The organism is Maribacter sp. TH_r10, from assembly GCF_033101095.1.
GTDB lineage: Bacteria > Bacteroidota > Bacteroidia > Flavobacteriales > Flavobacteriaceae > Maribacter_A > Maribacter_A luteus.
Genome location: NZ_JAWMPY010000001.1, coordinates 105,692 through 130,039 on the forward strand (window position 1 = coordinate 105,692; position 24,348 = coordinate 130,039).

Here is a 24,348-nt window from a genome sequence, read left to right on the forward strand (position 1 = left end):
TTGGCTTTTTTTTATGTACTCGAGGTGGGAATCGAACCCACACTCCAAAGGAACTGGATTTTGAATCCAGCGCGTCTACCAGTTCCGCCACTCGAGCATTTCAAATTAGGACTGCAAAACTATAAAATATTTTTCTTTCCAGAACAAAAAATAACAAGATTTATCCTTTAGCAACCCAAATAAATTTCTAAATTTGCACCTCCTTTGGCCAAAAGGAGTTCAATAAATTGAAAAACAACGCGTTAAACATGGCTTACCAAAGACCTGAACCTAAGATTTTTGCCTGTACACAGAGTACGGCATTAGCGGAAAAAATTGCCAAGGCCTATGGCACCCATTTAGGAAAGGTAAAATTCTCCCGATATAGCGACGGGGAATTTCAACCCTCATTCGAGGAGTCGGTACGTGGGGCCCGTATCTTCATTATAGGTTCTACCAACCCAAGTTCAGAAAACCTTATGGAAATGTTGTTGATGCTAGATGCTGCCAAACGTGCCTCAGCTAGACACATTACAGCCGTAATGCCATATTTTGGTTGGGCACGCCAAGACAGAAAGGACAAACCTAGGGTTCCCATTGCAGCAAAATTGATTGCCAAGATGCTCGAAACCGCTGGGGCCACCCGTATAATCACCATGGATCTTCATGCGGATCAGATACAAGGCTTTTTTGAAAAACCGGTAGATCATTTGTTCGCTTCTACCCTTTTCTTGCCTTATCTTAAAAAATTAAACTTGGACAACCTGACCATTGCATCACCTGATATGGGAGGTTCAAAAAGGGCATATGCCTATTCCAAGGCATTGGATTGCGATGTGGTAATCTGCTATAAACAAAGGGCCATGGCCAATGTTATTTCCCATATGGAGCTCATTGGTGACGTCAAAGGCAAAAATGTGGTACTGGTAGATGATATGGTAGATACTGCAGGAACATTGACCAAAGCAGCCGATTTAATGATGGAGCGCGGTGCTACTAGCGTAAGGGCGATTACGACCCACGGGCTTCTTTCCGGTAATGCTTATGAAAAAATAGAAAAGTCACAATTATTGGAATTGATCATTACCGATTCAATTCCGATAGAAATAAAAAGTGATAAAGTTAAAGTTATTAGTTGTGCCGATTTATTTGCCGATGTTATGCATAGGGTACAGCACAATACATCAATAAGTTCAAAGTTCTTGATGTAACCATAAAAAGTTTAGTATTAATTTTAAATATAACAATGAAGTCAATTACAATTAAAGGATCAGAAAGAGAAAGCGTGGGCAAAAAGGCAACAAAAGCCCTACGTAATGCTGGAAAGGTTCCTTGCGTGATATACGGAGGGGAAAAACCATTACATTTTTCAGCGGATGAATTATCATTCAAAAACTTGGTTTACACTCCAAATGCACACACAGCTGTGATTGAATTGGATAATGGTGACAAAATTGATGCGGTAATGCAGGATATCCAATTTCATCCTGTAACCGATAAAATCATCCACATTGATTTTTATCAACTTTTCAAAGACAAAGAGGTTACTATGGATATCCCTGTAACATTGGAAGGAAACTCTCCTGGGGTAAGAAGTGGTGGTCGTTTGTTATTCAGAAAAAGAAAACTTACCATCAAGGCATTACCGGACAACCTTCCCGATTTCTTCAATGTGGATATATCTAAATTGAAAATCGGTCAGAACATTTCCGTTGAGTCGTTAAGAAATGATGATTTCACCATCTTACACCCTGACACCACAGTAGTAGTACAAGTTAAAACCGCTCGTGCCGCTGTTGCTGTTGAAGAGGATGAAGAAGATGAAGAAGCAGAAGGTGCAGAAGCCCCAGCGGCCGAAGCAGCTGAGAGCAACGAATAAATCGGGTCTAACCCTAAATAAAAAGCATCCCGAACATTCGGGATGCTTTTGTATTTTTATAAATATGTTCACCTTTCCATGTTACATTTTTTAAAGACCATATTTAAAAGCGAAAGATCATTTTTGAAAGAAACAGACCCTATGAAAAAATTTTTAGTCGTAGGACTCGGTAATATTGGAAGTGAATATGCCGAAACGAGACACAATATCGGCTTTAAGGTTTTAGACCAATTGGCCAAGACACAGGAATTCACTTTTGAAACCGCGAAACTTGGTGATATAGGTACATTTAAGATAAAAGGACGTAGTGTTCTGTGCCTAAAACCTTCAACATATATGAATCGAAGCGGCAAAGCCTTGAAGTATTGGATGGAGAAGGAAAAAATTCCATTGGAAAATGTTCTGGTAGTAACCGATGATATCAACCTGGAATTCGGTACTATAAGACTGAAAACAAAAGGTAGTGACGGGGGGCACAACGGACTCAAGGATATTCAACTCTTTCTCAATTCAACAAATTATAATAGATTCCGTTTTGGGGTAGGCGCCGATTTCAGTAAAGGAAGACAAATAGATTATGTTCTTGGAGAATGGAATGAAACAGAAAAAACGGCCTTAACCGAAAGGCTCGAAAGATCATCCCAACTAATAAACTCCTTTGTTCTCTCTGGGGTGAAATTAACCATGAACCAGTTCAACAATACATAAAATCAAAGTGCTTTGAAACTAAAAACACCTGATTGCGAACTGTTACCCTCACCATCCCTTGTTATTACCCGCCAATAATATGTAGTATCGGCACTTACACTGACTACCTGTTCCAAATTCGTGGAAGTGATTGTTGCGATAAGGTCCACTGGTGGGTTTTCAGTAGAAAAATAGATCTCATATCCGGTAATGTCTCCATCGACATCCGCTCCCGTCCATTCTAAAGTCACTTCATTGTTTACATCCTTAAAAAGTGATGCGCCATTTTCAGGGTAAACCACTTGAGCCGGAAAAGGAGTGTGCGTCTCAACAGAGCCGGCATTATAAAAATACCATACGTTACTACTGGCAGTTTCGGAAACCTCCGTATTCCTAGATCTAACGAACCAAGAAAAAGGTTCGCCCTTTTCAATCGGCAATTTGGCCGATACGGCGCTTGTATTCAAGGTTTGGGTAATATTGGTATTTAAATTGGTTACCCTAAGCTCATAACTATCGGTATGGTCGGCGGCTATCCATTTAAACTCGATTTCACTTGTCGTATCGTTCAGATCACTTCCGGTCGTACATTCCGAGTCTTTGTCCGGAAAGACCAAACTAGCGGCCTCTGGAGGGCTAGGACTGCTTTTTTTACTACATCCCAACAGAAGAACACCAAATAGCAATAATGCGATTACCCTCATTGTTTAACGATTTTAGTTGTTCCTTTTATTCTATCGCCCGTAAACTTAACAATATATACTCCGGATGTCAATGTTGACATATCCAAAGGAAGCTCCATACCATCAACGGTAAATGTACCGGCCATTACCAACCTACCTTCCATCGTAAACACCTCGATATTCACGTTCTCCATATAAACCCCTAGAAAAACCGTTGTAGATGCCACAAACGGATTTGGGTAAATGAAAGGCTGGGCATCTATAAATATAGTTTCTTCATATACACCTTGGCAAGGTATATCGGTATACACTTTCAACACATTGACCCCTTTATTTAATCCAAGGGAAATTTGAGAAGCTGATGTTCTAATAATTTCATTGTTCAATTCAATCGTAAAGTCGTCAGAGCCTTGCAAGGTTAAGACCGTCAAGTCTTCTTCATAAGACACTTTAGAGAGAACTGACAATGCTTCCGGCTGGGAAATTACGACTTCAAAACAATACTCCTCATAATCCAATATTCCATCAGTTCCCCCAACACACACATTATAGGTACCGGCCATTAAATTGCCAAGGGTGTAATCGCTACTGAAAGAATCGTTTACGCTAACCCCGTTACCGGTTACGGCTATATCATAATCCATTGTTTCCAAAGTTGAGATTTCAATAGCACCATCATTACTATCATGACATGCTTCACTCTGGGCAGTAACCGTAAAGTTATCACTTGCAAACCTATATACCGGGCATCCGAAAACATCAACCTCGGCACCTAATGGAGTGCCTAAACAAAGATCATCACCATCATCAAATACGCCATCTTGATCCTCATCGGGTCTAAAAGCACCTTCTACACAAACATCCATGGAAAAAGCTATTAACGACCCTCCGTCAGAAGCCGCGGTATCATCGATTTCCAAAATCCACTCCCCGTAGAGCGACTCCCCATTAAAAGAGCTCAATGAGCCTAAAGGTTTAACGGTACCACTAATGGCCGGGTCACCATTACAGATAAAATTCGGTGCATCGTCGTCGAAAGTGGCATTCACGTTTTCCAAATCCCCACATGAGCTTGACATCAAGACCACTGTAGTTCCTGAGGGAGAAATCAACTTAACCACTAAATCGGCCAAATAACTATGATCCAACTCCACATGAACATTTACATCTGCCAAAGCTATATCATCAAAAAATGCGATTTTCGAAATAATCGTAGGGGTTTCTACCGGGGATATCTCCAAAGGAAGATCCGTTGCTTCCTTACTATCACAATTATATTCGACAGTAGTGAAACCGAAAGGATCGGAATACTCACCTTCCCCGCAACCATTTATAGGTTTCACCCTCCAAAAATATTCCGTCTCATATTCAAGGTTCAAAGGGGAGTATGTATTATCGGTAACCGTATTCGTCTCTATAATATCCGTGAACAAAACGTCCGTTGCTATTTGAACTTCATAGGAAGTATATGAGGCCGCATCTTCCCATTCCAAGAAGGAGCTCGCCGAAATATCGACCGCCCCGTCTGCCGGTGCTAATGGCACTGCATTCGGAAAAACGTCATCATAAACTTGTAGCTCCAAAGCAATATTCTTGGTAACACTATCTGAAATCGCCTCAATTTCGATGGCATATAACGCTTCGGGAACACTGGCGGTATTTGAGAATGTTACGGTAACCGTTGTATCATTGACAGCTGTTTCCGGCGAAAAAACAATATCCATGCCTAACGGAGGGTTAGGCACACTAAAGGTGACCTCATCCATAAAACCGGCATAAGTCTCATATTCAAATGTAGTGACCAGTTCATTGGGCTGACAAACTTCATATTCCAACTCGGTAAAATTCAATACTACACTAGACTCTTCAATAGTAAAATCAGCTGCATTTACCGCAAAGAATATGTTGTCCTTTGCCTTGACCATAATTCGGGCCGTAGTAGTCGGAGTACCTGGTAAAACCACTTTATGGTCACCGTCATTTTGCACATCTTCCGCCAAAGGGATTGTAAAGGTCGCTCCCCCATCTATAGATAATAAAATATCAACCGTTTGAACGTTAACCGGGGCAATATCGGTATTTGCGACATCCCAAACTATATTTTGAGCGGTCCCGGCGGTATATGTTTGACTCGCGGCCTGCGATATCATTTCAAACGGGCCTGCGCTACTGACCACGGAAACCTGCATTAGATCGGACACTACTTGGCCGCCACCTTCAGCGTTGTCCCTGACCGTTAATGCAAAATTCATTTCCCGTTCTACATCAGAAACCGTTTCCCATGAAGAATTTACGTCAGGATTCGTTTCTGTTAAATTACCCGCCAAAACGCTCGATAACTTGGGAAAATAACGTGTAGGATCGGTTGTTGGTTTTTGGGAACGGAAATTCGCCCCACTTACATTTGTTGGCCCAAAGGATGATTGGGTCACTACCCCATCGTCAGTTTGTTCCCAAGTATAGGTTAAAATATCGTCAACATCTACATCGGAAGCATTTCCCATTAGGGCGAATGCGGTTGACCGTGGTATAGCATAATCACCGATAGGAACTATGACAGGGGGGGTATTGGTAAGATCTACGATTTGTGCACAATCAACCGTATTCAGATACTCCGATATCTGAAAGATACTGTAATAATGAAAATAATCATCTCCGTTTGCAGCCACATTGTTTACCCCTGAAATACCGGCATATCCCATAATAGTTGTTCCACTACCCGGTTCCGCTTGTACTTGGGTACCTTCAGATTCAAAAGACCAGGTATGGTTGGCCCCGAATTGATGTCCCATTTCATGGGCCACATAATCCAAATCAAAAGTATCACCTACCGGGTTTTTTTTCGCCGAGTATGCACTGGCCTTTTTGTTATCTGCACACACAGACCCAATATAACCCGCATTACCACTATTTTGATCACTACTTTCTACCCTATGGAACAAATGGGCCACATCAAAATTCTCAGAACCGATACTATCCGTAATGGCACTTTGCGCCTCGGAGTTTAAATCGGAGCCATAGGGATCCGTAGAACTATCTGTATAAATGATCTTATCAGTATCAGGTATGATTTCCAAGGTAACGCCCAAATCAGACTCAAAAACCTGATTAACCCTCGTAACCGTTGCATTGATAGCTGCCAAAGCGTCTGCAACCGTACCACCATGATATGAGGTATATTCCCCTGAAGCCGAAATTGCCAGTCTGAACTTTCGTAATTTACGATCATCTACCTGCTTAGCGGTTAAGGAAGGTAGCCCTTGAATAACCGAACTTTTGGTATCACAAATAAATACCTTGTCAACATTGGCTTCCCCTTCCCTGGAATAAATGAGATATTCACCTTCACCAGTTTTTTGCAGATATGTGTTACCTTTTTTATCCCCATAAACAAACATGGCCTGAATACCTTTGTGGGACGAACTGAAACGCACCTTATCATCCCTGTTTTTTAAACTATAACCTGAATATGATTTTATTTGGGGGAATTTATCTGCCAACTCTTTGGACAACACCGGGGTTTCAACAACCATATATTCAACCATCTCCCCTTTTTCATTAGGGAAACGAACCGTCCTTGATGATTTTTTTCCGGTATTTCCTTGACTGATTTCAGTTTTGAACGCAGTCTCATCAAAGGAATAGATTCGTCCTTTTTTTACATCAAATCTATTGGAAATCGATGTTTTTAAATTAGCGGAACCGGATTCCTGTTTCCAATAGTTACGTTGTGCATATCCGCAAAAGGAAAGAAATAATATGGATATTGAAAAAACTAGACGTAATTTTGAAACCATTCAAGGGTTTTTAACAATATCAAATATAAGTCTTTTTATTTTTTATTCTTCGTGATAACAGTCCAACGCATCGATAATTATGATAAAGAACATCCTACGGCAATTACCATAGGAACCTTTGACGGGGTTCATATCGGGCATAGGAAAATCTTGGGCAAACTTATCGAAAATGCCCAAAGCCTGAATTTAAAATCAACCGTACTTACCTTCTTCCCGCATCCTAGGATGGTGCTTCAAAAGGACACCGACATTAAATTGTTGAACACCATCGAGGAGAAAAAAATGATATTGGAACGTTTAGGTTTGGATTACCTGATCATACATCCATTCACCAAGGAGTTCTCCCGATTATCGGCCACTGAGTTTGTTAGGGATATTTTGGTGAATTCACTAATGGCCAAAAAAATCATAATCGGATACGACCACCGTTTTGGAAGAAACAGGGAAGCGAACATCAATGACCTGATCGCATTCGGAAATGCATTGGATTTTGAAGTGAGCGAAATTCCTGCCCAAGAAATCGACGAGGTATCGGTAAGTTCCACTAAAATAAGAAAAGCCCTGGAAGAGGGCGATATCGATGTTGCAAACAGTTATTTGGGCTACCCCTACATGCTTACGGGAGTTGTACAGAAAGGTAAGGGTTTGGGGCGTACTCTCGATTTCCCGACAGCCAATCTATTTATCAAAGAAACGTATAAGCTCATACCTAAAAATGGTGTTTACGTGGTACAAACCAAAATAAATGACAATTTGGTCTATGGCATGATGAATATTGGTTATAACCCTACGGTCGCGGGTAAAGAAAAGAGTATAGAAGTACATCTGTTCGATTTTAAACAAGACCTTTATGACCAAAAACTACAAGTAGAAATTTTGGCCCGCCTACGTGATGAACATAAATTTGAATCGGTCTCCGCGTTAAGGGATCAATTGCAAAAAGACAAAGAAACCTCACTTGCTTTACTAAACAACTAATGTTCGATCGTATTTTTTTCAGCAAGATCGATAACGCACCTTTACTGGTTTTTAGGGTTTTCTTCGGTATCCTCATCACTTTGGAAAGTTTCGGGGCCATTGCCACCGGATGGGTCAAGAACACCCTTATACTGCCTAAAACAACCTTTTCGTTCATTGGCTTTGAATTTCTTCAACCCTTGCCCGGGCCCGGTATGTACTTCTATTTTGTAGTCATGGGAACACTAGGGATCTTTGTTGCCCTTGGATATAAGTACAGATGGAGTATCATTGGTTTTACCCTCTTATGGCTTTGCGTGTACCTAATGCAAAAAACATCGTACAACAACCATTACTACCTATTGTTCCTGGTTTCTTTCTTGATGTGTTTTTTCCCTGCAAATACCGGGTTGTCGATTGATGCGAAACATAATGAAGCTATCCGTAGCAATACCATGTTTTCTTATGTTAAATGGATGGTCGTTGCCCAATTGTTCATTGTATATACTTACGCCTCTATAGCAAAATTGTATGGTGATTGGCTCGATTATGGCATAATCGAAATCTTAATGCGTAGCAGGCAGAATTACCCCATCGTTGGCCCTTTTTTACAGCAACCATGGGTTCATAAAACCATTGCCATAACCGGAATAGTCTTTGATGCATTGGTCATACTTGCTTTGCTCTGGAAACCCACTCGAAAGATAGCCTTTATCATTGCCATATTTTTTCACCTCTTCAATTCCATAATTTTCCAAATCGGCATTTTCCCTTATCTCGCCTTGGCTTTTACTGTATTCTTTTTTGAACCCCAGACCATTCGGGGCATCTTTTTCAGAGACAAAAACAAGAATGCCGATAAAAGCATCACAAAACCTTCAAAAGGTAATTTATTCATAGTGGGTTGTAGCCTTTATCTTCTTATACAGATTATTCTCCCAATTAGGCATCATTTTATTGCTGACGATGTTCTTTGGACCGAGGAAGGACATCGCTTAAGTTGGCGAATGATGCTTCGAAGCCGATCAGGGAAAATCCAATTCAAAGTCGTAAACCATACCAGCGGTAGCGCCCATATTATAAAACTGAAAGACTACCTATCGAAAAAACAAATGCGGAAAATCGCTGCCTATCCCGATTTTATTTGGCAATTTTCACAACATCTACGTCAGGAACACCAAGCCAAAGGAGATAGCATATCGGTCTACGCCTTGAATTCCAAAGTAAGTATTAACGGAAAGCCGCTCAAAGCCTTTATCGATCCCAAGGTAGACCTGGCGAATGAAAAATGGGATCACTTAAAACATCATGAATGGATATTCCCTTCAAACCATAAAAACAAGACCGAATAAAATAGTTAAACCCTCGATTGAAACATTGACCAATTAACCTTAAATTTGCCCCTTAACAATAAAATTCCATGCTACAGCTACAGGTCGTAAGAGAAGAAAAGGATAAAATCATCACCGCTTTACAGAAGCGGAATATTGATGCTGCCCCATTATTGGAAAAAGTACTTCAATTGGATGAAAAAAGACGTACCACCCAATCTTTATTGGATAATACCTTGGCCGAGTCCAACAAATTATCGAAAGAGATCGGTATGCTTTTTAAAAGTGGCAAAGCTCAGGAAGCGAATGTTTTAAAAGAAAAGACCGGAAGCTTAAAGGAAGATTCCAAACGTCTAAGTGAAGAACTGAATACTGCCGCAAAGGAATTGCAAGATGTACTGTATCAAATTCCGAACATACCCAACGACCTTGTTCCCGCCGGTAATTCAGAGGATGATAATGAGGAAATTTTCAAAGAAGGGGATATCCCAACTTTAGACCCGAACGCATTACCACATTGGGAACTTGCCAAAAAATACGACATCATTGATTTTGAACTTGGTGTAAAGATTACCGGAGCAGGTTTTCCGGTGTACAAAGGTAAAGGGGCTAGACTACAACGTGCTTTAATCGCATATTTCTTGGACAAGAATACAGAAGCCGGCTACACTGAAATGCAGGTACCTCTTCTTGTGAACGAAGCATCGGGTTACGGTACGGGCCAGTTACCCGACAAAGAAGGACAAATGTACCATGTAGGTGCCGATGACCTTTATTTGATTCCTACGGCGGAAGTACCCGTTACCAATATATTCAGGGATGTTATCATCAATGAAAACGACTTTCCTATTTGCTTAACCGGTTATACGCCTTGCTTTAGAAGAGAGGCAGGAAGTTATGGCGCCCATGTACGTGGGCTTAACCGCCTTCATCAATTCGATAAGGTAGAAATAGTCCGTATTGAACACCCCACAAATTCTTATAAGGCCTTAGATGGAATGGTAGCACATGTAAAGACCATATTAAAGGACTTACAATTACCCTATAGAATTTTACGTCTTTGTGGTGGGGACCTTGGTTTTACTTCTGCACTTACTTACGATTTTGAGGTTTTCTCTACGGCACAGGACCGTTGGTTAGAGATCAGTTCCGTATCCAACTTTGAAGCCTTCCAGGCCAATCGACTAAAACTTAGGTATAAGGACGAAAATGGGAAGACCCAATTGGCGCACACCTTGAATGGCAGCTCATTGGCATTACCAAGGGTTTTGGCAGGCATTTTAGAAAACTACCAAACTCCGGAAGGCATAAAAATACCGGATGTACTGGTTCCCTATTGTGGTTTTGATATAATAGACTGATCCGGTTTTTTGTAAACCTTAACATTGGCTTATTCGTTTCTGCGTATCTTTGGGAAAAACGTGCTTTTGAGGGTATTCCTAATATTCATTGCTCTATGCTGCTCACAAATGGCCTTGGCCCAAGATGATTTTTTGGCCAAGCAGTATTTTAATGATGGTGCTTTTGATAAGGCTGTGGTCTTCTATGAAAAATTGGTGGAGAAAAATCCACGCAGAAGTGATTATTCCGAAGGACTGGTTGCTTGTTACCAACAATTGGAGCGTTATTCCGAAGCGGAAGCATTTCTACTCGAAAAAATAAAGAAAGGCAACACATACCCCGTTTTCCTTATAGAGTTGGGACATAACCATACCTTACAAAATAACACGGAAAAGGCTTCGGAGTATTATGACAAAGCACTTGCCGGTATTGAGGAAAATCCCAACTACGGGTACAGCATAGCGCTTCGATTCCAGAGTTATTCCTTATTGGACTATGCCTTAAGTGCCTATAAAAAATCAATGGAGCTAAATCCAAAATTGGACTACAACTACCAAATGGCGCGCATTTATGGGGAGCAAGGCAATATAGACAAAATGTACAATTCTTACATGAATTTGCTCATGAACGGGAAGACGTCAAAATCTAACGTACTGCGGAGTATCGATGATTTTATCTCTTCGGACCCGGAAAACGAAAACAACATCAAACTTAAAAAAGTATTGTTACAGCATGCCCAACAAGACCCTGACTTGCTCTGGAACGATCTTTTAAGTTGGTTGTTCGTTCAACAGAAACAGTACAATAGTGCGTTTAGACAAGAGAAGGCTATTTTTAAACGAATGGAAGGCAGTACCGTTCAACGTCTGGACAATCTCGGGAACCTGGCCTTAAACGATAATGAAATTGAAACTGCACGATCCATTTTCGAATATATCGCCGAAAAATCTACGGATGAAATCGCCCGTTTAAATGCCCAATTGAATTTGATAGATATTGAAATGATGGATTTGGATCAAAGAAAACTGAATAGCATTGACGAACAATTCAAAACCCTTATCGCTACGCACGGATATAAAGGCCAGACCTTGCAACTTCAAATTGCCTATGCCAATTTCCTGACTTTCAAAAAGAACAATCCAGAACCTGCCATCGATATTTTGAAAAACTGCCTGAAACTTCCATTGAACGCACGGGGAAAAGCCTATGTTAAATTGGCCTTGGGAGATATTCTGGTTTTTGACAAAAAATTCAATCAGGCACTTATCTATTTTTCCCAAGTACAAAAAAGTTTAAAAAACGATGTGTTAGGTCAAAATGCACGATTCAAAGTAGCCCAAACCAGTTTCTATAAAGGTGATTTTGATTGGGCCCTTACCCAATTGAAAGTCCTTCGTAGCTCCACCTCACAATTGATCGCGAACGATGCCATGCAATTGAGCCTACTTATCGCGGACAATTCTTTGGAAGACTCAACAAAAACAGCCTTGAAAAAATATGCCCGTGCCGATCTATTGGCTTATCAAAACAAAACCCAAGAAGCCATTTCCACATTAAATGACATTCTTTTAAACCATAAAGGTGAAAAGATAGAGGACGAAGCACTACTTAAACAAGGACAGCTTCTAGAAAGTATAAAGGATTATGAAGCGGCAAAATTCAATTATCAAAAAATAACGGAATTCTATACGAACGACATCCTGGCCGATGATGCTTTTTTTGCATTGGGGGAATTATATCGAAATGTATTGAACGAACCCGAAAAAGCTAAGGCCCAATACGAAAAGATCATTTACAATTATCAAGACAGTTATTATTTTCCGCAAGCAAGGAAGAACTTTAGGATGCTTCGGGGAGACAGTATAAATTAATCCCAATCAGCTACAATGATAACACTATAATAATGAATGTGATCATCGATTGTGAGCTTAAAATGAATCAGAAAAAAATGTACATATACAACGTTACTACCAATATTGAAGAATCTATCCACGACCAATGGCTTGCCTGGATGAAAGAAACACACATTCCCGATGTCTTGGCCACAGGAAAATTCCTTTCTGCAAAAATGTGCAAAGTATTGATTGAAGAAGAAATGGGGGGAGTTACCTATTCGGTTCAGTTCACTGCGGTCGACAAAGAAACGCTACAGTCATATTATCAAGATCACGCCCCAACCCTAAGACAGGAAGCATCAAAGTTGTTTTCCAATAAATTCGTCTCTTTCCGAACAGAACTAGAAGTTATAAGCGAGCACTGATACTATGGTCAAAAAAAAGAAAAAAGGATCGAAACCATATAAAAAGGATTCTAAATATCGAAAGGACAACGGCCCCGTAAAAGCCAAGAAACATTTAGGTCAACATTTTTTGAAAGATGAGGATATTGCCAAACAAATTGCCGATACACTTACTCTTGACGGATATCGGAACGTGCTCGAAATAGGCCCGGGAACCGGAGTGTTGACAAAATATCTTTTACAAAATGAAATAGACCTTGTGGCAATGGATTTGGATTCGGAATCCATTGTGTACCTCAATCAGAATTTCCCGCTTGAACATCCTGAAATCTTGGGAAACAACAATTCGTTCAAAGTACTCGAGGCAGATTTCTTAAAATATGATCTATCAACTCTTTTTGGATCGGAGCCCTTTGCGATTACGGGTAATTTCCCTTACAACATTTCGACCCAGATCGTATTTAAAATGCTCGAATGGCGTCATCAGATTCCAGAATTCACGGGAATGTTCCAAAAAGAAGTGGCCGAACGGATCTGCGCCAAAGAAGGCAATAAGACCTATGGAATACTATCCGTTTTCACCCAAGCCTATTATAATGCGGAATACCTCTTTACCGTATCCCCAGAAGTTTTCGATCCCCCACCAAAAGTACTCTCCGGTGTTTTAAGATTGACCAGAAAAGAAAACCATGACCTCGATTGTGATGAAAAATTGTTCTTCAGAATAGTCAAAACAGCCTTTAACCAACGAAGAAAAACTCTTCGAAATAGCTTAAAAACCTTTGAGCTTTCCAATATTCTCAAAGAAGATACTATCTTTGACCAACGTCCTGAACAATTGGCTGTGGCCGACTTTATAGGGCTTGCAAAGAAGATAGCGAATGACACCGTTTAAACTCACAGAAGAGCTCCTATCGGAAATAGGACAACTGATAGAGAACCAACAGAATTCCACACTGGAAACCATGTTGGAAGAAGTGCATTATGCCGATATCGCAGAGATCATCAATGAACTGAATGATGGGCAGGCCACTTATCTTATCAAACTTCTTGATAGTGACAAAACCTCCGACGTACTAACCGAGCTCGACGAGGACATTCGTGAAGCAATCCTGAATAACCTATCCGCAAAAGAGATCGCCGGGGAGTTGGAAGAATTGGATACCGATGATGCTGCCGATATCATTGGGGAACTCCCAAAGGAAATCGTAAATGAGGTAATCTCCAAAATCGAGGATAGGGACCATGCCAAAGATATTGTAGATCTATTACGTTATGATGAGAATTCCGCTGGTGGACTCATGGCCAAAGAGCTTGTGAAAGTTCGTGAAAGTTGGAATGTGCTTACTTGTGTAAAAGAAATGCGTGCCCAGGCCGAAAATGTAACCCGGGTACACTCCATTTACGTAGTTGATGATGACGATAAGCTTAAAGGTAGATTGTCATTAAAAGATTTATTGACAACCTCAACAAGAAGCCACATCAGTGATGTATATATTCCCAAGGTAGATTCTGTAAACGTTAATGAAAAGCCTGAAGAAGTCGCCAAAATAATGTCAAAGTATGATTTGGAGGCCATTCCCGTAGTAGATGAAATGGGCCGTTTGGTAGGCAGAATCACGATCGATGATATTGTGGATGTTATACGTGAAGAAGCGGAAAGGGATTACCAAATGGCAGCAGGTATTTCCCAGGATGTTGAGGCGGATGATAGCATCTGGGACCTTACACGGGCCCGCCTTCCATGGCTCTTCCTAGGCTTAGTGGGTGGCGTTGGGGCAGCAGCAATCATGGGCGGATTTGAGGATATGATCAGTAAACATGCCATATTGTTCTTCTTCACCCCTCTTATTGCGGCCATGGCCGGTAATGTTGGTGTACAATCAAGTGCGATTATCGTTCAAGGTCTTGCCAATGATGATTTAAAAGGTGGTGTAGGTAACCGTTTGATAAAGGAAATGCTTTTAGCCACTTTGAACGGCTTAATCTTAGCAGGTGTCTTATTGATATTCACATGGATCTATAAAGGAGACTTTTTAACGGCATTGGCCATTTCCATATCACTAGTGGTCGTTATCATCGTTGCCGGACTCATAGGAACCTTCATCCCCCTTTTTCTTGACAAAAGAGGTATAGACCCCGCAATCGCCACAGGTCCCTTTATTACAACTAGTAATGACATCTTCGGTATCTTGATTTACTTCTCCATTGCCAAGATACTTTTGGGAATTTAATCGGTACATTACTGCTAATTTAGAAATTAAAAAGACCACAACAGTATGAAGGCCATAAACCTAAAAGAAAAATATGCCGAATTCAAAGCACAATGGCATCCCCATGAAATAGCAGTTGTAGACAACATGCGAGTGCTTTTGGCTAAAATTCAAGGGGAATTCGTCTGGCATGCCCATGAAAATGAGGATGAACTTTTTCAAGTCACAAAAGGTACAATGTACATGCAATTTCGAGATAAGACAGTTGAAGTCAATGAAGGCGAGGTTATTGTTGTACCCAAGGGCGTGGAACACAATCCCATGACCAAAAACAATGAAGAAGTACATATTTTACTTTTTGAAAAATGTACCACTGCCCATACGGGATCCGTGCACGATGAAAAAACACAGACAGATTATCCAAAAATTTAATACATTGTTGCTGCGAGTTCATTAAACAACCCTATAATTAAAAACGAACAAAGGGATGTCGCACATCCTTTATAATATAAGTACTTTATATATTTGACTAATGAGAATCTTACACCTGGACACCAACCATCCCTTAATGATAGAGCAATTGGCTCAACTGGGATTTACTAACGATGAGGATTACACTTCCAACAAAAAAGAAATTGAGAAAAAAATACACCTCTATGATGGTATTATCATTCGAAGTAGATTAACTATTGACGCTTCATTCCTGGACAAAGCAACCAATCTTAAGTTTATCGGGCGCGTTGGGGCAGGCCTTGAGAATATCGATGTTGACCACGCAAAGGCAAATGGTATCTTTTTGGCATCGGCCCCGGAAGGCAATCGAAATGCCGTTGGGGAACATACACTTGGAATGCTCTTGTCACTTTTCAATAAACTGAACAAAGCGGACAAAGAAGTCAGGAACGGCCAATGGGACCGGGAAGGGAATCGGGGTATTGAACTAGATGGCAAAACCGTGGGGATTATCGGTTACGGCAATATGGGCAAGGCCTTTGCCAAAAAACTCCAAGGATTCGATGTAGAAGTAATCTGTTTTGATATCGTCGGAGGTGTAGGCGATGAAAACGCTCGTCAAGTCGGTATTATGGAGCTTCAACAAAGAACGGACGTTCTTAGCTTACACGTACCGCAAACACCCGAAACCATTGGCATGATCAATGATGAATTCATCAACTCTTTTCAAAAACCGTTTTGGTTGTTGAATACGGCCAGGGGTAAATGTGTAATCACCACGGATTTGGTCAGTAATTTAAAATCAGGGAAAATTCTAGGTGCCGGATTGGATGTTTTGGAGTATGAAAAATCATCTTTTGAAAATATGTTCGATGACCAAAACCTACCTGAAGCCTTTAAATACTTGATGAAAGCGGAAAATGTCCTCTTTTCTCCCCACGTAGCGGGCTGGACCGTGGAAAGTAAAGAAAAACTGGCCCAAACCATCGTAGATAAAATCAAAGAAAGATTTTGCTAACTTTAAGGAGCAACAAACCAATACTCCTTAAGCATGCAATCGAAAGCAACAACACCAGAACAATACATCAACGAATTACGCAATGACCGAAAGGAGGTTATTCAAAAGCTACGGCAAACCATCTTGGAGAATTTACCGAAAGGGTTCACCGAACAAATGAGCTATGGCATGTTGGGCTATGTAGTACCCCATAACCTATACCCCAGTGGTTACCACTGTAATCCTGAATTGCCCCTTCCTTTCATAAATGTGGCATCCCAGAAAAACTTTGTTGCCCTTTACCATTCTGGAATTTATGCCAGTGAGCCACTATATGATTGGTTCGTAACCGAATATCCAAAATATGTGAAAACCAAATTGGACATGGGCAAAAGTTGCATCCGGTTTAAAAATATGGATACCATTCCGTACGATCTTATCGGTGAACTTTGCTCAAAAATTAGCGTGGAAGATTGGATTTCACTTTATGAAAAAAATACAAAAAAACGTAAGCCATGAAAAAAAGAGTTACCGGTCTAGGTGGGTTCTTCTTTAAGACAAAAGACCCGGATAAGATAAAGGAATGGTACAAAAACCGTTTAGGCCTTAATACTGACCAATATGGTTGCACATTTTGGTGGAAAGATCAAAAAGGTAATGATTGCTCTACCCAATGGAGCCCTATGAACGAGGACACGCCATATTTTGAACCCAGTCAAAAGCAGTTCATGATGAATTTCAGGGTAGAGAATTTGGTAGAACTTTTAAAAGAATTAAAAAAAGAAGGAGTCACGATTGTCGGGGAAATCGAAGAATACGAATATGGTAAATTCGGCTGGATCCTGGACCCTGAAGGAAATAAACTAGAACTTTGGGAACCTATTGACAAGGCATTTTTGGAATAGACACGGCCCTTATTTCACCATACTCCTTATAGTCCGAATAAATTATCTTATTTATCAGCATGAATTTATCCCCATTTTATTATCATGTTCAAATAATCGTTACATTTAACCTTAGTAAAACCACCATAAAACAAGAATTATGTCAGATGAGAACAAAGATTTAGGCGACAAAGCTAAAGATCTTGGCGACAAAGCCAACGAAAAATTCGAAGACGCCAAAGAAGCTACAAAGGAATTCGCAGAAGATGCAAAAGAGAAAGCCAGTGATTTTGCCGAAGACGCCAAAGAAACCGCCAAAGAGTTTACCGAAAGTGCTAAAGAAGCATTTAGCGGTGCAGGAGGTGAAAACAAAAAATTACTCGTTGGGATATTAGCAATAATTTTAGGCTCATTGGGAGTCCATAAATTTTTATTAGGATACCAAAAAGAAGGTTTTATTCTTTTAGGTGTATCTATTGCAGCTTATGTTCTTTCGTGCGTTGGAATTGGTTTGTTATTTGTTTGGGTACCAAGTGTAATAGGCCTTATAGAGGGTATTATCTATTTAACCAAATCAGACGAGGAATTCTACAACACGTACCAAGTAGGTAAAAAACCTTGGTTCTAAATTTATAAAAACCGGCAAGTTATCGCCGGTTTTTTTACATGAATGTCAATCGCTTTATTGCGATGTATTAATATGATTGAAACATGATGGCCACCTTGAAAACACGGGAAATGCAGTCATCTGACTGGAATGCCGTAGCGAAGATTTATGCCGAAGGAATAGCCACTGGCTATGCGACTTTTGAGAAGAACATTCCTACCTATGAATCCTGGAACAATACCCATTTACCCATGTGTAGGCTTGTAGCCGTTAAAAACAGTAACGTTATGGGTTGGGCTGCCTTATCGCCCGTATCAAGTAGATGTGTGTATGGTGGTGTGGCTGAGATAAGTATTTATGTAAGTGGAAAATATAAAGGCCATGGTGTGGGCAGTATGTTAATAAATAAACTAATTTCACAAAGTGAAGATAAAGGTTTTTGGACCTTACAATCCGGCATTTTTCCCGAAAACGAAAGTAGTATTGCCTTGCATAAGAAAGCGGGGTTTCGTTATATAGGAAGACGTGAAAAAGTAGGGCAACTCAATGGTATTTGGAAAGACAACCTTTTATTTGAACGCAGGAGTAAATCTGTCGGAATTTGATTTAACCCTTTCCTTTTTTTCCATTTTGGGTGTATATGAACAGTAACACGAATAGTCTGGAAAGATGCAAAATATTCTAGTCATGTGTACGGGTAATTCATGCAGAAGCCAAATGGCGCATGGTTATCTTGAAAAGTTAAATAATGGCTTTGCACAAGTGTACAGTGCAGGTATTGAGGTACATGGTATCAATTCAGCTGCCATTGCCATTATGGCCGAAGATGGTATTGATATTTCTGATCACACATCGAACCATATAGATGAATATCTAGATATAGATTTCGATTTCATAATTACGGTCTGTGATCACACGAATGAAAACTGTCCTTACATTCCTTCCAAAAAAGCGAAACGTTTGCACCATAATTTTATGGATCCATCCAAATTTGATGGTAGTGCAGAAGAAAAACACAAACTGTACGTAAAAGTCAGGGATGAAATAAAGGAGTATTGCCAAAAATTCATCCTACGCGAATTGCATTAATCCCCATTGTTTTGTTGATTCTCCGTGAACTTTCTTTCAAGTTCCGCCTGAAATTCTTCCATAACCGGCTTAACGGTGCTTTCCGGTAGGTCCGCGATTCGAATGTACATTAGGCCGTCAACTGAATTGTTAAAAAGTGGGTCAACGTTAAAAGCCACCACCTTTGCATTTTGCTTTATATATTTCTTGATCAAAACGGGAAGCCTTAAATTACCTGGCTCCACTTCATTGATCATACGATCGAACTTATTAAGGTCGGCTTTGGTTTCATCAAAAATAAATTCCTTATCCGCATCTTTGAGTTTTACCTTGAACTCCTTTTTGGGGCTTATATATTGGGCCACATAAGGATCCCAATAATTACTTTTCATAAACTCGATCATCAACGACTTGGAAAAGTTAGAGAATTGGTTACTTATACTTACCCCACCGATCAAATACTTATGCTCCGGATATCGTAAAGTCGTATGTACGATCCCTTTCCATAACAAAAACAAAGGCATGGGTTTTTGCTGGTATTTTTTGGTAATATATGCCCTTCCCATTTCTATGGATCGGCTCATCATACCATGCAGTTCGGGCTCAAAACGAAAGAGATCCTGCAAATAAAACCCATCTATACCGTGCCTTTTATAAATTTCGGATCCCATTCCCATTCGGTAGGCCCCAACGATTTCTTTATCGGTATCATCCCAAAGGAAAAGGTGATGGTAATATTCATCAAATTTGTCCAAATCGATTGAGTTGTTGGTGCCCTCACCAATTGCCCTAAAAGTAACTTCTCGTTGTCGTCCTATTTCCTTTAAGATATAAGGCATATCATTGGCGGCTGCCAAAAAGACCTCATAGTTTTTACTCTGCAACAATCGACAATCCTTTTCGCGAAGATTTTCGATCTCCTCCTGTATGACCTCCGTGCGTACGGCCGAAGCAATTTTTTTGGGAGCTTTAGGAATCTTTAAGGAAGTGGGTATCTGATCGATCAACCGCTCTTTTTCATATGCATTGGAGAGCAAATACGTTTTTCTTCGAAGAAGATCGGTGAACTCTTCCAAGGTATTCTGTTCATTCTGCATGTCAACCGATATCGGTTGGCCAATTCTGACTTTTATGGGCCTATTTCTTTGGGAATATATTTCTGAAGGCAATTTAGCCGTTCTAAACACATCACTTATTTTGGACAACCTGTAGAAGAACTTGCTATTTCTTGCATGAAAATAAATAGGGACAACGGGAACGTTCGCCTTCCGAATCAATTTAAGTGCCGCTTCTTCCCACGGTTTATCAACAATTAGTTTGTCATCTTTATATGTAGAGACCTCCCCTGCCGGAAAAATACCAAGGGGATGCCCCTCTCCCAAATGGGCCATAGCACTCTTGAAACCTGCAATGCTACTTTGTGCGTCTTTGTGGTTTTCAAAAGGATTAACAGGCAGAATGTATGGGGATATAGGCTCTATCCTATTCAATAAGAAATTAGCTATTATCTTGAAATCATCTCTATGGGCTACCAACAACTTTAGCAATAACACCCCATCAATACCACCCAACGGATGGTTGGATATGGTGATATAAGCCCCTTCCTTGGGCAATCGTTTAAAATCTTCTTCCGGTATTTCAAAGTCAATTTCGTAATGCCTTAATATAGCATCCAAAAAGGCCATTCCCTCAAGATGTTCATGCTTCTTATAAAACCTGTTTATTCCGGAAATCCTTGTGATTTTCATTAGGACCCACCCCATGAAAGTACCAAAAAACCCATATTTATCAAGATTGATCGCCTTGGCTACTTCCTTTGCGGTTACTAAACCCATTAGCTTTTTCATTTAGGAAGCATAAATATAGTAAAATCCCTACTGGAAGTAGTATTTTAACAGTCTGGAAAACCAATCATTTTTTCTATTTCACCACCAACTGTACTGTTTCATTTGACCGCTGTTCGAGTAAAATTTCCTTACCGTTTTGCAATGTTTTGATAGCGTCATTATCAAAATGTCTTACGGTGTATAACGAAACCCCTTCGTAGCATACGACCTTGAACCTACTTTTCAATAAATCCAATAATTCCTGAAGTCGTCCAAACCTATTATCAACACATACTGAAAAACTGATAGCGGAGTTTTGGATAAGGTCTACCTTCATCTTATGATCATGCAACATTTTAAAGAGAGCACTAATATTGTCTTCAACAATAAATGAAAAATCCAAGGACGAAAGTCGCATCAAAACCTGACCTTTTTTCATTATGTAGCATGGTACCTGGGGCTCAAGTGCCGTTCCTTTTCCAACGGTTGTACCGGCTCCCTTGGGGTCAATAAAGGATTTGACCAACAATGGAATTTCTTTTCGCTGTAAAGGCTGTAAAGTTTTAGGGTGAATAACCGATGCCCCGTAAAAAGCCAACTCTATTGCTTCCCTGTAAGATATCTGGTTCAATAACTGCGCATTATCAAAATATCGCGGATCCGCATTCAGAACACCTGGAACATCTTTCCAGATGGTTACGGATTTTGCATTGAGACAATAGGCAAAAATGGCCGCTGTATAATCAGAACCTTCCCTACCCAAGGTAGTCGTAAAATTATTATCATCACTTCCTAAAAAGCCTTGGGTAATATAGAACTTGTTCTTATCTACACCTTCCGCTATTTTTGCTTGCGTCTTTTCCCAATTGACCAAAGCATCACGATAATTATTGTTGGTCTTGATAAAGTCGCGCACATCCAACCAAGAATTTTGAATTCCCTCTTCATTCAAATAAGCACTCAAAATCGTGGTAGAAACCAATTCGCCATAACCTACAACTTGGTCATAAACAAAATTGTAATTGGGTGATTTGTTCCAGACCAGGAATCCCTGAACTTCATCGAACAACACCTTTACTTTTTCAAAAACAGGATGATTATCAGTTTTGAAAAGTTCTAACAAAATTTCATTATGGTATGCTATTACTTCATGAACGGCAGAACTCAGGGCGTTTTTATCATCAAAATAAAAGTTCACCACCTTTTCCATGGCATTCGTGGTCTTACCCATGGCCGAAACCACTAATAAGGTATTTTCATGACCTACTTCCTTTAAGACCTTTACAAGGTTCTGTACTCCTGCTGCATCTTTAACCGATGCACCTCCAAATTTGAAAATTCTCATATCTTATCTAAATAATTCTGTATTCCTTTTTCATCTAATTGTACCACATCCCAGTCGCGCATTACCTTTGCCCCTTTTTTTTCGTAAAAGGCAATGGCCGGCTCATTCCAATCGAGTACCTCCCAATTAATACGTTTAGCACCCTTTTTTGCGGCATAGGACACCACGGCATCTAAAAGTGCCGTACCCAAGCCTGTACCGCGCATTGTTTCTGCCACCACTAGGTCCTCTAAATGTATTATGGGCCCTTTCCAAGTTGAATATCGGTTATAGATCAACGCCAAACCGACTATTCTCGAATCTTCCTCCGCAACAAAACAATGGAATAGAACATTCTCCCCAAAACCGTCACGTACCAAATCATCTACCGTGACCTCTACGGCATTGGCTTCTTTTTCAAAACTGGCCAACTCCTTAATAAGTGCATGCACTTCTGACATATCGCCTACTACGGCATCTCTAATCGTATATCCCATAATTGTTACAAATAAAACACAAAGTTATAAATTTACACAATCTTATACGGCCGAAAACCTTGTAGTTTCACAAATTCTACGATATTTGTAAATAAATCACACAAAATATCTATGCTAGGCCAAAAACACAAAACATTAGGAGAATTCATAATAGAAAACCAATCTTCGTTCCAATACACCTCAGGGGAACTTTCAAGACTGTTCAATGCTATTCGATTAGCGGCGAAAGTGGTAAACCATGAGGTGAATAAAGCTGGTTTAATAGATATCCTTGGTGCAGCGGGGGAAACGAATATTCAAGGGGAAGACCAACAGAAATTGGATGTACTTGCCAATGACATATTCATACAAACCTTAAAGAACAGGGAAATAGTATGTGGTATCGCTTCGGAAGAAGAAGACGATTTCATAAGTATAAACAGCCAAGACGAGAATCACCAAAACAAATATGTTGTTCTCATAGATCCTTTGGATGGTTCTTCCAATATTGATGTGAATGTTTCGGTAGGAACGATATTTTCTATATACAGAAGGGTAACCCCCGTAGGGACCCCTGTAAAAATCGAGGATTTTCTACAACCTGGAAACAAACAAGTCGCGGCGGGCTATATTGTTTACGGTACTTCGACCATGTTGGTATATACAACCGGGGATGGTGTAAACGGATTTACCTTAAATCCTGCCATAGGCACCTTTTACCTATCGCACCCTGATATGCAGTTTCCCGAAGACGGAAAGATCTATTCCGTAAACGAGGGTAATTACATACATTTTCTTCAAGGTGTTAAAGATTACATTAAATACTGTCAGCAAGAAGAAGGAGACCGCCCTTATACTTCCCGATATATTGGCTCCCTTGTTTCAGATTTCCATAGAAACATGATCAAAGGTGGTATTTATATGTACCCTAAGAGTAGTATTACCGAAAATGGTAAACTACGGTTACTGTACGAATGCAACCCAATGGCATTTATAGCGGAACAGGCCAACGGACTTGCAATTGGAGGCAGAACAAGGATTCTGGATATTGAACCCACAGAACTACATCAACGCGTACCTTTCTTTTGTGGAAGTAAAAATATGGTAATTAAACTTCAGGAGTTTTTGGATAAATACAAATAAGATATAATCAGTCTCTTTTGTTGAAATGCAAAAGGGGCTGTTTATTTATTGATCAAGTACAGATAATCATCAAAATCTATCCTTCCCGAAAAAATGGCAATGGATTTTGCTATGATCTTATCTGCCTTTTCGCTGGGGTAACCCAATCCTATAGCATACTTTTTCAACAATACCATTTCATCATCATCCACATCATTATCGGCAAATATCATTTTAAAAAGATCGAACAAACGTTCTAACCTTTTTTCCGAACTATTCTGGGGATCGATAGGGTATTTATTCGATTTTTTCATCACCTCTTTAAACTCAGCCTCAGTGATATCCAGTTTATGCGCAAAGCTTTCCAATAACTTCATTTCATGCGGATTTACATCCCCGTCAACAGCTGCCAAAGAGGCTATTGCTGCAAAATGCGCCAAATTTCTACGTTTCTCACTATGATTGTATAAATCTAAAATAGTCAT

At 40.1% G+C, this 24,348-nt stretch carries 24 protein-coding genes and 1 tRNA gene; 18 read left to right on the plus strand and 7 right to left on the minus strand.

Annotated elements, in window-relative coordinates:
* Positions 1–16: 16 nt before the first annotated feature.
* Positions 17–97 (minus strand) — tRNA-Leu (locus R3X28_RS00430).
* Between the two features lie 151 nt (positions 98–248).
* On the opposite strand from R3X28_RS00430, the gene R3X28_RS00435 reads away from it, so the two are divergent.
* The 3 genes from R3X28_RS00435 (at position 249) to pth (ending at position 2,566) form a co-directional block, all read left to right on the plus strand.
* A complete protein-coding gene (locus tag R3X28_RS00435; RefSeq protein ID WP_154364638.1) occupies positions 249–1,190 on the plus strand; it encodes a ribose-phosphate pyrophosphokinase in 942 nt (313 codons plus the stop codon).
* A 35-nt stretch (positions 1,191–1,225) separates the two neighbouring features.
* On the plus strand, positions 1,226–1,858 hold the full coding sequence (locus tag R3X28_RS00440; RefSeq protein WP_154364640.1) for a 50S ribosomal protein L25/general stress protein Ctc: 633 nt from the start codon (positions 1,226–1,228) through the stop codon (positions 1,856–1,858).
* A gap of 78 nt (positions 1,859–1,936) precedes the next feature.
* Positions 1,937–2,566 (plus strand): aminoacyl-tRNA hydrolase, encoded by a 630-nt coding sequence (gene pth / locus R3X28_RS00445; RefSeq protein WP_154364642.1) that lies wholly within the window; start codon positions 1,937–1,939, stop codon positions 2,564–2,566.
* 2 nt (positions 2,567–2,568) lie between these two features.
* Here pth and R3X28_RS00450 read toward each other — a convergent pair whose 3' ends face one another.
* Both R3X28_RS00450 and R3X28_RS00455 read right to left on the minus strand, forming a co-directional pair.
* Entirely contained in the window at positions 2,569–3,249 is a 681-nt protein-coding gene (locus tag R3X28_RS00450; protein WP_317661593.1) for a fibronectin type III domain-containing protein, read from the minus strand.
* Positions 3,246–7,025, minus strand: a complete 3,780-nt coding sequence (locus tag R3X28_RS00455) for a reprolysin-like metallopeptidase (protein ID WP_317661595.1) — start codon at positions 7,023–7,025, stop codon at positions 3,246–3,248. The genes R3X28_RS00450 and R3X28_RS00455 overlap by 4 nt, the downstream gene beginning before the upstream one ends.
* Before the next feature lie 51 nt (positions 7,026–7,076).
* Between R3X28_RS00455 and R3X28_RS00460 the strand changes: the two genes are divergently transcribed.
* The 14 genes from R3X28_RS00460 (at position 7,077) to R3X28_RS00525 (ending at position 19,136) form a co-directional block, all read left to right on the plus strand.
* Positions 7,077–8,003 carry a bifunctional riboflavin kinase/FAD synthetase gene (locus R3X28_RS00460; protein ID WP_317661597.1) on the plus strand — a complete coding sequence of 309 codons (927 nt, stop codon included), beginning with the start codon at positions 7,077–7,079 and terminating at the stop codon, positions 8,001–8,003.
* Positions 8,003–9,334: an HTTM domain-containing protein gene (locus tag R3X28_RS00465; RefSeq protein ID WP_317661599.1), complete on the plus strand. Its 1,332-nt coding sequence runs from the start codon at positions 8,003–8,005 to the stop codon at positions 9,332–9,334. Before R3X28_RS00460 ends, R3X28_RS00465 begins: the two co-directional genes overlap by 1 nt.
* Before the next feature lie 68 nt (positions 9,335–9,402).
* Positions 9,403–10,674 carry a serine--tRNA ligase gene (gene serS / locus R3X28_RS00470; protein ID WP_317661601.1) on the plus strand — a complete coding sequence of 424 codons (1,272 nt, stop codon included), beginning with the start codon at positions 9,403–9,405 and terminating at the stop codon, positions 10,672–10,674.
* 108 nt (positions 10,675–10,782) lie between these two features.
* Positions 10,783–12,525 (plus strand): tetratricopeptide repeat protein, encoded by a 1,743-nt coding sequence (locus tag R3X28_RS00475; protein WP_317663033.1) that lies wholly within the window; start codon positions 10,783–10,785, stop codon positions 12,523–12,525.
* A 77-nt stretch (positions 12,526–12,602) separates the two neighbouring features.
* Entirely contained in the window at positions 12,603–12,914 is a 312-nt protein-coding gene (locus tag R3X28_RS00480) for a DUF4286 family protein (protein WP_154364764.1), read from the plus strand.
* 4 nt (positions 12,915–12,918) lie between these two features.
* A complete protein-coding gene (rsmA, locus tag R3X28_RS00485) occupies positions 12,919–13,788 on the plus strand; it encodes a 16S rRNA (adenine(1518)-N(6)/adenine(1519)-N(6))-dimethyltransferase RsmA (protein ID WP_317661603.1) in 870 nt (289 codons plus the stop codon).
* Positions 13,775–15,127, plus strand: coding sequence for a magnesium transporter (gene mgtE / locus R3X28_RS00490; protein ID WP_154364654.1), 1,353 nt, complete (start codon positions 13,775–13,777; stop codon positions 15,125–15,127). Before rsmA ends, mgtE begins: the two co-directional genes overlap by 14 nt.
* Before the next feature lie 45 nt (positions 15,128–15,172).
* Positions 15,173–15,538, plus strand: a complete 366-nt coding sequence (locus tag R3X28_RS00495) for a cupin domain-containing protein (RefSeq protein ID WP_317661606.1) — start codon at positions 15,173–15,175, stop codon at positions 15,536–15,538.
* Positions 15,539–15,638: 100 nt separating this feature from the next.
* Positions 15,639–16,577 (plus strand): 2-hydroxyacid dehydrogenase, encoded by a 939-nt coding sequence (locus R3X28_RS00500; RefSeq protein WP_317661608.1) that lies wholly within the window; start codon positions 15,639–15,641, stop codon positions 16,575–16,577.
* A 33-nt stretch (positions 16,578–16,610) separates the two neighbouring features.
* A complete protein-coding gene (locus tag R3X28_RS00505; protein WP_317661610.1) occupies positions 16,611–17,075 on the plus strand; it encodes a DUF1801 domain-containing protein in 465 nt (154 codons plus the stop codon).
* Positions 17,072–17,461 carry a VOC family protein gene (locus R3X28_RS00510; protein ID WP_154364663.1) on the plus strand — a complete coding sequence of 130 codons (390 nt, stop codon included), beginning with the start codon at positions 17,072–17,074 and terminating at the stop codon, positions 17,459–17,461. Before R3X28_RS00505 ends, R3X28_RS00510 begins: the two co-directional genes overlap by 4 nt.
* A gap of 139 nt (positions 17,462–17,600) precedes the next feature.
* A complete protein-coding gene (locus R3X28_RS00515; protein ID WP_154364665.1) occupies positions 17,601–18,068 on the plus strand; it encodes a TM2 domain-containing protein in 468 nt (155 codons plus the stop codon).
* A gap of 83 nt (positions 18,069–18,151) precedes the next feature.
* Positions 18,152–18,652 (plus strand): GNAT family N-acetyltransferase, encoded by a 501-nt coding sequence (locus tag R3X28_RS00520; RefSeq protein ID WP_317661614.1) that lies wholly within the window; start codon positions 18,152–18,154, stop codon positions 18,650–18,652.
* A 64-nt stretch (positions 18,653–18,716) separates the two neighbouring features.
* A complete protein-coding gene (locus tag R3X28_RS00525) occupies positions 18,717–19,136 on the plus strand; it encodes an arsenate reductase ArsC (protein ID WP_282055500.1) in 420 nt (139 codons plus the stop codon).
* On the opposite strand, the gene R3X28_RS00530 is transcribed toward R3X28_RS00525, so the two are convergent.
* From R3X28_RS00530 to R3X28_RS00540, 3 genes are all read right to left on the minus strand, one after another.
* Entirely contained in the window at positions 19,133–20,950 is a 1,818-nt protein-coding gene (locus R3X28_RS00530) for a lysophospholipid acyltransferase family protein (protein ID WP_282055501.1), read from the minus strand. The two genes, R3X28_RS00525 and R3X28_RS00530, sit on opposite strands and share 4 nt — an antisense overlap.
* An 85-nt stretch (positions 20,951–21,035) precedes the next feature.
* Positions 21,036–22,286, minus strand: a complete 1,251-nt coding sequence (locus R3X28_RS00535; RefSeq protein ID WP_317661617.1) for an aspartate kinase — start codon at positions 22,284–22,286, stop codon at positions 21,036–21,038.
* Entirely contained in the window at positions 22,283–22,762 is a 480-nt protein-coding gene (locus tag R3X28_RS00540; RefSeq protein ID WP_317661619.1) for a GNAT family N-acetyltransferase, read from the minus strand. Before R3X28_RS00540 ends, R3X28_RS00535 begins: the two co-directional genes overlap by 4 nt.
* 111 nt (positions 22,763–22,873) lie before the next feature.
* Here R3X28_RS00540 and fbp point away from each other — a divergent pair, with 111 nt between their 5' ends.
* On the plus strand, positions 22,874–23,884 hold the full coding sequence (gene fbp / locus R3X28_RS00545) for a class 1 fructose-bisphosphatase (RefSeq protein WP_154364675.1): 1,011 nt from the start codon (positions 22,874–22,876) through the stop codon (positions 23,882–23,884).
* 41 nt (positions 23,885–23,925) lie between these two features.
* On the opposite strand, the gene R3X28_RS00550 is transcribed toward fbp, so the two are convergent.
* On the minus strand, positions 23,926–24,348 hold the full coding sequence (locus R3X28_RS00550) for a TerB family tellurite resistance protein (protein ID WP_154364677.1): 423 nt from the start codon (positions 24,346–24,348) through the stop codon (positions 23,926–23,928).